The sequence below is a fragment of the Paraburkholderia sp. J8-2 genome (assembly GCF_905220195.1).
In the GTDB taxonomy this organism is placed as follows: Bacteria; Pseudomonadota; Gammaproteobacteria; order Burkholderiales; family Burkholderiaceae; genus Paraburkholderia.
Window position 1 is genome coordinate 133147 of the sequence record NZ_CAJMZA010000017.1, and the last position, 10259, is coordinate 143405.

The window sequence follows — 10259 nt, forward strand, 5'->3', positions numbered from 1 at the left end:
AGCACTCGGATAAACCCGCCGCTTCGAGGCCAGGAGCGCTGCGCCGCACTGCGCTGCATGTTTCGGACCCGTCGCGCCGTAGCGACCAAGCGGCCCGAAACCCGTGTGTAATAAAGGATGTATCGAATTCCTCTGAGGAGTAACAACGTGTAAAACTTGCACTGCCTGGGAACCGGTCTTGAATATCCTGTCTAACTCCCTCACCTGTGCGAACCGCGCAGCTTCCCTGGCTGTTAACAGTTTTTGAAAAGGGGCACTACTGCGACAGGCAGTCTAAAAAAGGAGTCCAGCATGAATAATCGACATATCCAGACCTTCCTGACGGTCTCGGCCGCGTTCTTTGCCATGAGCGCGCCACTGCATTCCAACGCCAGCACGAGGAGCGGCGAGAGTGCGACGACCCGATGCGCCCAGTACACGCTGAGCATCAAGGCTGATACGAACGCCATGCCGGCCGCGAAGGCCGAACGCAAATCCTGATGCCGCGCTGATCCGCGCAGCATTTCATTCATCTGAATGCGTCGCCGGGGTGTGCGGCGGCGGATTCAAAAGTCAAAAAGGGCGAAGATCGCGCGATCTTCGCCCTTTTTATTTGGCTTTAGCTTGATGCGTCAGGCTTTGTCCTGCACCACGCCGCGGCGGATCTGGTCGAGTTCGATCGACTCGAACAGCGCCTTGAAGTTGCCCTCGCCGAAGCCCTGATTGCCCTTGCGCTGGATGATCTCGAAGAAGATCGGACCGATCTGGTTTTCCGTGAAGATCTGCAGCAGCAGATCTTCGGGCATGCCGTCGATCAGGATCTTGCGCTTCTTCAGTTCCTCCAGCGGCTCGGTGTGGCCGGGAACGCGGCGGTTCACGAGTTCGTAGTACGTGTCGATCGTGTCGAGCAGTGCGATCTCTTTGGCGCGCAGGCCATCCACGGTGCGGTAGATGTCGTTCGTGCCGAGCGCGATGTGCTGGATGCCTTCGCCGTGATAGGCGTCGAGGTATTCCTGGATCTGGCCGGCCGTCTCGCCGCCTTCCTCGTTGATCGGAATGCGGATCTTGCCGCAGGGCGAGGTCATCGCCTTCGACTTCACGCCCGTGACCTTGCCTTCGATGTCGAAGTAACGGATTTCACGGAAGTTGAAGAGCCGTTCGTAGAACTCGGCCCATTCGGCCATGCGGCCGCGGTGGACGTTGTGCGTGAGGTGATCGATATAGGTGAGGCCATGGCCGACGGGGTTCTGATCTGCGCCGGCAATCGGCTCGAAGTCGACGTCATAGATGCTGATATCGCCAATGCTGCCCGGCGCCGCGCCGTTCTTGCCGCGCCAGCGGTCGACGAAATAGATCAGCGAGTCGCCAATGCCCTTGATCGCCGGAATGTTCAGCTCCATCGGGCCCGTCTTGTTGTCGAAGCCCCACGCGCCGAGTTCGAGCGCGTGCTTGTAGGCTTTGGCGGCGTCCTGCACGCGAAATGCGATCGCGCAGATCGATGGACCGTGCAGGCGCGCAAAGCGCTGGGCGAACGAATCGGGTTCGCCGTTGACGATGAAGTTGATGTCGCCCTGGCGGTAGAGCGTTACGTCCTTATGGCGATGGCGCGCGATGGCGGTGAAGCCCATGCGTTCGAACAGTTTGCCGAGCGCCTTGGGGTCCGGCGCGGTGTATTCGATGAACTCGAAGCCGTCGGTGCCGACGGGGTTCTCCCAGTTGGGGACCTGCATGGTTGTCTCCTGGCGGATGTCGATCAGATTTCGTGCAACACAGTGTAGTCCGCCGTATTGGGCGAAAACTTGCGAGTTAAGTCGTGTCGCCAACGATTTGCGCTATAAACTGCCTTGGATAGATGATCGGAAGGCAGAAAATGGCAAGCATTGAATTAGACGCAATCGACAGACGCATTCTGGCAATCCTTCAGGAGAATGGCCGTCTCTCGAACCAGGAGATCGCGGAGCGCGTGAACCTCTCGCCGAGTCCATGCTTGCGGCGCATCCGGCGGCTGGAAGAAAGCGGCGTGATTCGCAGCTACGTGGCGCTGCTCGATGCGCAGAAGCTGGGGCTCGATCTGCTTGCCTACGTGAACGTGCGGCTGGAAAAGCGCGGGCCGACGGCGGCAGGGCGCGAGGGCGTGACGCACGCCGAGCTTTTTCGTGCGGCGGTGCAGACGTGGCCCGAGGTGGTGGCCTGCCACGCCATGACGGGCGACATGGATTTCCTGCTGCGCGTGCAGGTGGAGGATATGGCGCACTTCTCGCGCTTCGTGCAGGACCAGTTGCTGCACCATCCTTCGGTGATCGACGTGAAGTCCAGCTTTTCGCTCGATACGTTCAAGGAAACGACGGCTTTGCCGATCCGCTGACTGCCCGGCGTCGTGCAGCAGACGCAAAAAAAGCGGCCGAAGCCGCTTTTCTCAGTGCATCAGTCTGTCCCGAAGGGCAGGAGTCATGCCGCGACAGCGTGCGGCAGGATCGTTTCCATCAGCTTGCTGGCCTGGCGAGCCTGACGCTTGAGGGCGTAGTCGAACACGGCGGCTTGTTCCTGGAGCATTTCGGCAATGATGCTGCTCTGGTCGGCCGGCTCGAGCGAGAGATACGCGTCGGCTTCGCCATAGGCGTACTCGATCTTCATGCCCGACTTCTTCGCGATGTGCATCATCGTCGAGTTGCGCGACAGGCAGTGCATGTAAAGCGTGGTGACGTGCGTGTTGCGACTGCGGATGGCGGCGCGCTCGAACAGCTTCGAGCCGATGCCCTGGCCGCGCGCGCTTTCCAGCACCGACACGCCGAACTCAGCCGTGCGGCCGTTGCCGTCCGCCGGCAAGTAGGCCAGATGGCCGACGCCCACGAGCTGCAATTGGTGGTTGAACACGCCGAACACGGTGTCGCGCGTAAAGTCCATCGAGCGCACGTACTTTTCGATCACATGGTCCGGAGCGGCCTGGCCGAAGCGCAGCAGGCGGTCATCGCTATCGAGCGTGAGAAAGTGCGCGAGCAGGCGTTCGCGGTCTGCCGAGGTGAGCACTCGCACCATGACGGGCGCATGACCGGACGTCAGCGGACGAGCGGACGAAATGATCGGCACGTTGGCTTGGGTCGAAAGCGGGTTCATGGTGGGTTCTCCTTAAAATGCATGCCGCATGGTGCAGCGCAATGCGCATTCTAGCGGAAACCCTGGGTGCGCTCTAGGGAAAACCCGAAGTGTAAATTTGAGTGTTGCGCCTAATTAATAATGATATAGGCGCAAGCGATTGATTATAAACGGATAATTTTTCTGATCGATTGACGCGTCAACTGTTGTCATGGTGCATCATGTCGCATCGCAACAATCTGGCCCGAAAATTTTGGCTCCGCTGGCACCGATCAGGTACCGCTCAAGCACCCTTCAGCCCGTGATCGACCATGGCGATCACCTGCTCGGCGAAGTCCCGATAGCCCATGCGGCCACCCGGCTTGAGCCACGTGAACGTCCAGTTGATCATGCCGAACACCATCATCGTCAGCGCGGTCTGGTTTTCGTTCGTGACCCGGCCGGGGTACGCACGCGCGAGTTGGCGCGTAAAGGCGGCGACCACGTCGCGCTGGCGGTTCAGGATGATTTCGCGCTGGGCGTCCACGAGGTATTTGACGTCGTTCAGGAGCGCCACGTGGCGGCTGTGTGAGGTTTCGTATTCCGCGAGGAACGCGCGAATCAGCTCGGCGAAGCTTTCGCGCTCGTCGTGACCGCGCCGCTGGCTCGCGCCTTCCACCTCCGCGATGATCAGCATAAGCCGCTTGGTGTAGCGATCGAGCAGATCGAAGAGGATCGCTTCCTTGCTCTCGTAATAGTGATAGAGCCTGGCCTTCGAGGTGCCGCTGGCCGCGGCGAGGTCCGACATCGAGGTGCTCGGGTAGCTCGTCTGCGCGAATTTGGCGGCAGCGAGTTCGAGGATCTGGTCGCGTTGGGTTTCGTGGTCGGGCGCTCGGGTGCGTGCCATGGGAATTCAGCGGGGGAGGGAAAGATGCGCGGCGGTTTGCGGAAGCGGCGGACGCGCGGCGCGTGCAGCCGCGGCAAGCGGCGCGCAGGCGGCGCACATATCGTCGCGCAGACGCAGTTCTTCTGCCGCGCACAGCTCGCGCAGGCGCCACAGCACGACCGGCTCGCCAACCGTGAAGCCCGCCCCGCCGCGCGTGAGTTCGGCGCCGAGCACGTCGCTGGCGAGCCACGATGCGCCCGCCGGACGGTCCTCATGGGCGTCGAGCACGTCGAGGATCATGGCATCAAGGTCGCTCCACGTGCCGCTAGTAAACGTGTTGTCGCGCCAGCGGCGCGTCTCGCCGTTGGCGAACTTGGCTTCCTGCCACTCCAGCGCGAGGCGGGTGATGCGCAGCACCGAGATCGGCGCGGCATCGGGCAAGCGCGCCTCGATGCGGGCGGCGGCGTTCTGGCCCGAAATTTCGTCGACGGTGAGGCGCACTTCGTTCAGGCGCTGCGGGACATCGCGCAGGCGGTAGCAGACCCGGCGAAGCGCGAGCTGGTGGGCGGCGTCGTGCGTGTGCCAGATCACCACGTGGGAGTCGTCGGCTTCGAGAGCGGTCAGCGCCGCACAGTCGTCGTGCGCCAGGGCTGGCGGGACATCGCCAAGACGCTCCCAGAAGGCGGCGCGTAGCGCCACGCCGGGGCCGCCCGCCACGTCGATGTCGCGCAACGGACCGACTGTCAGGTCGTCGCGCAGGGCGATCACGCGGTCCGCATGGCCTGCCGCTTCGAGAGCCTGACGCAGCGCCGCCGCGGCCGGATCGCCGTAAATGAGGTGAATCGTGGTCATCGACAACTCGTTGCGTTCACGACGAACGCCCAGTAAGCCCGAAAGCGCGCAAATAACAAAAGGAGCCGCCCGCGGGTGTTGCAGCGCTGCGCTGCAACACCCGCGGGCGGCCCCTAGTGTAAGCGGATCGCCGGAAGGCCGAAAGCGTGCTGTTGCTCTAACGCCTTAACGTTCGTCGAAACTCACGACCACACGCTCGCTCACCGGATGGCACTGGCAGGTGAGCACGAAGCCGTCCTTCACCTCCTGCTCCTCGAGCGTGTAGTTCTTGTCCATCTTCACCTCGCCTTCGAGCACCTTGGCGCGGCAGGTGCAGCAAACGCCGCCCTTGCACGCGTAGGGCAGCGCCAGACCCGCCTTCAGGCCGACGTCGAGCAGGCTCACGCCCTCGTACGGCAGACGCATCTTGCGCTTCTTGCCGTCGATGACGATTTCGAGGTCGGCTGCCGGCGTGTTTTCGGTGATCTCGACGTTCGGCACGCCCGCCTGCGGCAGCGGCGAGCCGAAGCGCTCCACATGTACCTTTTGCTGCGGCACGCCCGCGTCCTTGAACGCGGCCTCGGCGGCGTCCATCATCGGGCCGGGCCCGCAGATGAACGCTTCGTCGATCTCGTCAGCCGGCAGAAGGGTTTCGAGGAACGCTGCGCACTTGGCTTGATCGAGCACGCCGTTGAACAGCTCGACGTCCTGCAGGTCGTCCGAGAGCACGTGATAGAGGCGGAAGCGGCTCATGAAGCGGTTCTTCAGGTCCTCCAGCTCTTCGGCGAACATGATCGCGTCGACGCTGCGGTTGCCGTACACGAGCGTGAACGCGCTGCGCGGCTCGGTTTCGAGCGTCGTCTTGATGATCGCGAGCACGGGCGTGATGCCCGAACCGCCCGAAAACGCCACGTAATGCTTGCCGTGCTCGGCGTTCAGGTGCGTGAAGAAGCGGCCATCGGGCGTCATCACGTCGATCTCGTGGCCCGGCGCGAGCTGATCGAACGCGAAGTTCGAGAAACGCCCGCCACGCACGCGCTTGATGCCGATGCGCAGCTCGCCGTCGCGGTCATAGTCGGTCACGCCGACGCAGATCGAGTACGAGCGGCGCGTCTCTTCGCCGTCGATGTGGGTCTTGAGCGTGACGAACTGACCCTGAGTGAAGCGATACGCGTCGCGCAGCTCGGGCGGGACTTCGAAAGCGACGGAGACCGCGTCCGCGGTTTCGGGCCGCACTTCGCGGATGCGCAGCGAATGGAATTGCGGAGTGGCCATATCAGTACGGTTTGAAGTAGTCGAAGGGTTCGCGGCAGTCGATGCAGCGGTAGAGCGCCTTGCACGCGGTCGAGCCGAACTGCGCGAGGCGTTCGGTGCGCTTCGAGCCGCAGTGCGGGCAGGCAGGCGCGGGCAGTTTTCTCGGCACGAAGGTGATCGGCTGTTCGGCCGATCGTGGCTCCGAGCCGCAGTTGCCCGTAGGTGGCGCGATGCCATAGGCGCGCAGCTTCTCGCGCGCTTCGTCGGTGATCCAGTCGGTGGTCCACGCGGGCGTCAGGGTCGTCGCGATGCGGTACGGCGCGAGTGCGGCGGCATCGAGCGCGTGCGCGACGTCCTCCGCGATCTGCGACATCGCCGGGCAGCCGGAGTAGGTGGGCGTGATGACCACTTCGATCTGGCCGTCGTCGGCGCGGCGCACGTCGCGCAGGATGCCCAGTTCGCGGATCGACACGACCGGAATCTCCGGATCGGGCACCGATTCCAGCACTTCCCAGGCGCGTTCGAGCGCGTGATCTGCCGTTGCTTGCATCGTGACTTCCTCGTTTCCTGCGTGGGGTGCTTACCAGCGCGCGTCCGGGTGCTGGCGCGCGAGGCTCTGCATCTCGGCCAGCACGAAACCCATGTGCTCCGAGTGCTCACCGTGCTTGCCGGTCGTGATGTGCTTCACGGGCGCGGGCATGGCGAGCGTGGCTTCCTCGAGTGCGGCTTCCACGTCTGCGCGCCATGCGGCTTCGAGCTGGGCGGCGAGCGGCGCGATGCCGGCTTCGGCCACCGCCGTTTCCACGGCGTCGGTGCTGAAGAACTCACGCGTGTAGGGCATGAGCCAGTCGAGCGCGGCCTGGGCGCGGCGGTGCGATTCGTCGGTGCCGTCGCCGAAACGAATCAGCCACTCGTGCGCATGGTGCACGTGGTAGCGCGTTTCCTTGATCGAGCGCTCGGCGATCGCGGCCAGCTGCGGGTCGGCGGAGCGCAGCAGCGCGGTCCACAGATGCGCCATCAGCGAGGCGTAGAGGAAGTTACGCACGATCGTGACGGCGTAGTCGTTGGCCGAATGCGTCGTGCCGGCGAGCGGGCCGAAGTGCGGCAGCTCCGCGAGCGTGTAGTTCGCGAACTCGCGCTCCGCGCGGAAGTAGGCGTAGTCGTCTTCCGTACGGTCGCGGCCGGTGAGCGCCTTTTCGAGCGTGGCGGCGTGCGTGTAGAGCAGGCGCGCCTGACCGATCAGGTCGAGGCTCATGTTGGCGAGCGCGATATCTTCTTCGAGGATCGGGCCGTGGCCGCACCATTCCGTATTGCGCTGACCGAGGATCAGCGCCGTATCGGCGAGGCGCAGCACGTACGCGAGTTGTTCAGGCGTGGGCGTCGTCATGTTGCGCTCTTACATGTGGTTGACTTCGTCGGGCAGCGTGTAGAACGTCGGGTGGCGATAGATCTTGTCGCCGGCCGGCTCGAAGAGCTCAGCCTTCTCGTTCGGATCCGATGCCGTAATCGCCGACGACGGCACTACCCAGATGCTCACGCCTTCCTGACGGCGCGTGTAGACGTCGCGCGCCATGCGCAGCGCCATCGAGGCGTCGGAGGCGTGCAGGCTGCCACAGTGCTTGTGGTCGAGGCCCTGCTTGCTACGCACGAACACTTCCCAGATCGGCCATTCCTTGTTCATCGTGGATCTCCTTCTTTCCTGTATGAGTTACGCGGCGTGCTTTTCGGCGCGCTGACGCTGCTTTTCGGCATGCGCGAGGGCGGCTTCGCGCACCCAGGCGCCTTCGTTGTGCGCCTTCACGCGCGTGCCGAGGCGCTCGCGGTTGCACGGGCCGTCGCCGTTCACGACGCGCCAGAATTCTTCCCAGTCGATCGTGCCGTAGTCGTAGTGGCCGCGCGCTTCGTTCCATTTCAGGTCGGGGTCGGGGAGCGTGACGCCCAGCACCTTGGCCTGCTCGACCGTCGCGTCGACGAACTTCTGGCGCAGGTCGTCGTTCGAGATGCGCTTGATCCCCCATTTGGCCGACTGGTTGCTGTGGACCGAATCGGCGTCGCTCGGGCCGAACATCATCAGCACCGGCCACCACCAGCGGTTCACGGCCTGCTGCACGAGTTCGCGCTGTGCTTCGGTGCCGCTCATCATGGCGAGCAGGGCGTCGAAGCCCTGGCGCTGGTGGAACGACTCTTCCTTGCAGATTCGGATCATGGCGCGCGCGTACGGGCCGTACGTGCAGCGGCACAGCGGGATCTGGTTCATGATCGCGGCGCCGTCAACGAGCCAGCCGATCACGCCAACGTCCGCCCAGGTGGGCGTCGGGTAATTGAAGATGCTCGAATACTTGGCCTTGCCGGCGTGCAGCGCGTCGACCAACTGGTCGCGCGAAACGCCGAGCGTTTCCGCCGCGCTATAGAGATAGAGGCCGTGGCCCGCTTCGTCCTGCACCTTGGCGAGCAGGATCGCCTTGCGCTTGAGGCTGGGCGCGCGCGAAATCCAGTTGCCTTCCGGCAGCATGCCGACGACTTCCGAATGCGCATGCTGCGAGATCTGGCGCACGAGCGTCTTGCGGTAGGCTTCGGGCATCCAGTCCTGCGGCTCGACCTTGCCGTCGGCGGCCATGATCGCGTCGAACTGCGCCTGCTCCGGCGAGGCTGCGTCCGCATCGAGCGGAGCAACGTTACCGGGGATGTCGAGGGATTGCGTGTACATGGAGACGCTCTCGTCGAAGTTGGGTATGTCGCGCAGTATAAACCAACCGACCGGTCGGTAAATGAATTTTTTGAGATGGCTCAAAAAGATTGTGCTCACCGTTGAGTTTTATCGGGGCGGCAGCGGGACTGCCTGGGTTTTGTGCGGGTGGGCGGCATGAGCGTGTGCCTAATGCGCTGTACTGTCAGGCGGATGGAAGGCTGTGCACCGGGCCATGGGGCACAATGCCCCTTTGCCTGCGCACTCGCTTACGGATGAAGATTTCTTTTGCTCCCCTCGCGGCTGCGGCCGCCGTGTTCATTTCACTTGGCGCCGCGTCGCCCGCGTTCGCCGATCAAGCTTCGGGCTCCTGGGTCACGAGCTGGGCGACGGCGCTGCAGTCGATCCCGGAGCGCGATGCGCTCCCGGCGCTGTACCGTGCGCCCGAAGTGGCCGGGCGGACCGTCCGGCAGATCGTGTATCCGACACTCGGTGGCACGGTTGCCCGGGTGCACGTCAGCAACCTCTATGGGCGCACGCCGCTCGTGATCGAGGCGATGGCGATTGCTCCGTCTGCGGGCGGTGCGGCGGCGAGCGAAGCGGGTATGGCGCGTGTCACCTTCGGCGGGCGGCCGGCGGTGACGGTGCCTCCCGGCGCCGCGCTCGATAGCGATCCGGTGCAGATCGATTTAAAGGCGCACGCGCCTTATGCCATTAGTTCCTATATGGGACCTGAGCAGAAAATAGTCGCGTGGCACCGCGTGGCGAGCCAGGTGAACTACGTCTCGCGTCCGGGCAATCATGTTGCCGAGCCGTCGATTGGCGCGTTCACCGAGCGCTTTACGCAGTACGCGTGGGTGACGGGGCTCGCGGTCGAGGCGCCGGGGGCGGCGACCGTCGCGGCGATCGGCGATTCCATTACCGATGGCATGCGTTCCTCCCTGAATCAGAACCGTCGCTGGCCGGACGCATTGGCACGCCGCATTTCCGAGTCGCACCGCACGGATCTCGCCGTGATCGATCTCGGGATCAGCGGTAACCGGCTCCTGAGCGATTCACCTTGCTACGGCGAGGCGCTCGAGCGGCGCTTCGGGCGTGATGCGCTTGGCCATGCGGGAGTGAAAACGGTGGTGCTGCTCATCGGCATCAACGACATCAACTTCCAGGCGATGCCGGCCCGATCGGGCCTCGACTGCGACTTTCCTCATACGCATGTGGACGCGAACGACCTGATCGCGGGTTATCGCCGCGTGATCGCGCAGGCGCATGGGCGCGGCGTGCGGATCTTTGGCGCGACGCTCACGCCGGCTTCGCTGCCGCCCGAGCGCGAGGCGATCCGTACAGCGGTGAACCAATGGATCCGGACGAGCGGCGCATTCGATGGCGTAGTCGATTTCGATGCGGCACTGCGCGACCCGGCGGATCCGGCGCGACTGCGTTACGGATATGACAGCGGCGACCACATCCACCCAAGCGACGCGGGCTACGCGGCGATGGCGAATGCGGTGCCGCTGGAGGCCCTTGCCCGGAAGTAAGGAATATTTGCGCCAC

12 protein-coding genes are annotated in these 10259 nt (G+C 63.9%); 3 read left to right on the top strand and 9 right to left on the bottom strand.

From position 1 onward, the window contains the following. The first annotated feature begins 291 nt into the window (after positions 1 to 291). Positions 292 to 480 carry a hypothetical protein gene (locus tag U5A52_RS28920; protein WP_321915268.1) on the top strand — a complete coding sequence of 63 codons (189 nt, stop codon included), beginning with the start codon at positions 292 to 294 and terminating at the stop codon, positions 478 to 480. Positions 481 to 611: 131 nt separating this feature from the next. Here U5A52_RS28920 and hppD read toward each other — a convergent pair whose 3' ends face one another. Beyond that, a complete protein-coding gene (gene hppD / locus U5A52_RS28925; RefSeq protein WP_321915266.1) occupies positions 612 to 1709 on the bottom strand; it encodes a 4-hydroxyphenylpyruvate dioxygenase in 1098 nt (365 codons plus the stop codon). A gap of 140 nt (positions 1710 to 1849) precedes the next feature. On the opposite strand from hppD, the gene U5A52_RS28930 reads away from it, so the two are divergent. Further along, positions 1850 to 2344: an Lrp/AsnC family transcriptional regulator gene (locus U5A52_RS28930; RefSeq protein WP_028203439.1), complete on the top strand. Its 495-nt coding sequence runs from the start codon at positions 1850 to 1852 to the stop codon at positions 2342 to 2344. Positions 2345 to 2427: 83 nt separating this feature from the next. Here the strand turns inward: U5A52_RS28930 and U5A52_RS28935 are convergent, their stop codons facing one another. The 8 genes from U5A52_RS28935 to paaA form a co-directional block, all read right to left on the bottom strand. Next, positions 2428 to 3093, bottom strand: coding sequence for a GNAT family N-acetyltransferase (locus U5A52_RS28935; RefSeq protein ID WP_321915265.1), 666 nt, complete (start codon positions 3091 to 3093; stop codon positions 2428 to 2430). Positions 3094 to 3355: 262 nt separating this feature from the next. After that, on the bottom strand, positions 3356 to 3958 hold the full coding sequence (locus tag U5A52_RS28940; protein ID WP_321937119.1) for a TetR/AcrR family transcriptional regulator: 603 nt from the start codon (positions 3956 to 3958) through the stop codon (positions 3356 to 3358). Positions 3959 to 3964: 6 nt separating this feature from the next. After that, positions 3965 to 4789: a DUF1835 domain-containing protein gene (locus tag U5A52_RS28945; RefSeq protein ID WP_321915263.1), complete on the bottom strand. Its 825-nt coding sequence runs from the start codon at positions 4787 to 4789 to the stop codon at positions 3965 to 3967. Between the two features lie 165 nt (positions 4790 to 4954). Continuing rightward, positions 4955 to 6043 carry a 1,2-phenylacetyl-CoA epoxidase subunit PaaE gene (gene paaE, locus U5A52_RS28950; RefSeq protein ID WP_321915262.1) on the bottom strand — a complete coding sequence of 363 codons (1089 nt, stop codon included), beginning with the start codon at positions 6041 to 6043 and terminating at the stop codon, positions 4955 to 4957. A 1-nt stretch (position 6044) separates the two neighbouring features. Next, on the bottom strand, positions 6045 to 6572 hold the full coding sequence (paaD, locus tag U5A52_RS28955) for a 1,2-phenylacetyl-CoA epoxidase subunit PaaD (RefSeq protein WP_321937120.1): 528 nt from the start codon (positions 6570 to 6572) through the stop codon (positions 6045 to 6047). A 30-nt stretch (positions 6573 to 6602) separates the two neighbouring features. After that, positions 6603 to 7409, bottom strand: coding sequence for a 1,2-phenylacetyl-CoA epoxidase subunit PaaC (gene paaC, locus U5A52_RS28960; protein WP_321915260.1), 807 nt, complete (start codon positions 7407 to 7409; stop codon positions 6603 to 6605). Between the two features lie 9 nt (positions 7410 to 7418). Beyond that, positions 7419 to 7703, bottom strand: a complete 285-nt coding sequence (gene paaB / locus U5A52_RS28965) for a 1,2-phenylacetyl-CoA epoxidase subunit PaaB (protein WP_028203445.1) — start codon at positions 7701 to 7703, stop codon at positions 7419 to 7421. A gap of 27 nt (positions 7704 to 7730) precedes the next feature. Then, on the bottom strand, positions 7731 to 8729 hold the full coding sequence (gene paaA, locus U5A52_RS28970; protein ID WP_321915259.1) for a 1,2-phenylacetyl-CoA epoxidase subunit PaaA: 999 nt from the start codon (positions 8727 to 8729) through the stop codon (positions 7731 to 7733). 254 nt (positions 8730 to 8983) lie between these two features. Between paaA and U5A52_RS28975 the strand changes: the two genes are divergently transcribed. After that, on the top strand, positions 8984 to 10243 hold the full coding sequence (locus tag U5A52_RS28975; protein WP_321937122.1) for an SGNH/GDSL hydrolase family protein: 1260 nt from the start codon (positions 8984 to 8986) through the stop codon (positions 10241 to 10243). The last annotated feature ends 16 nt before the right edge of the window (positions 10244 to 10259 follow it).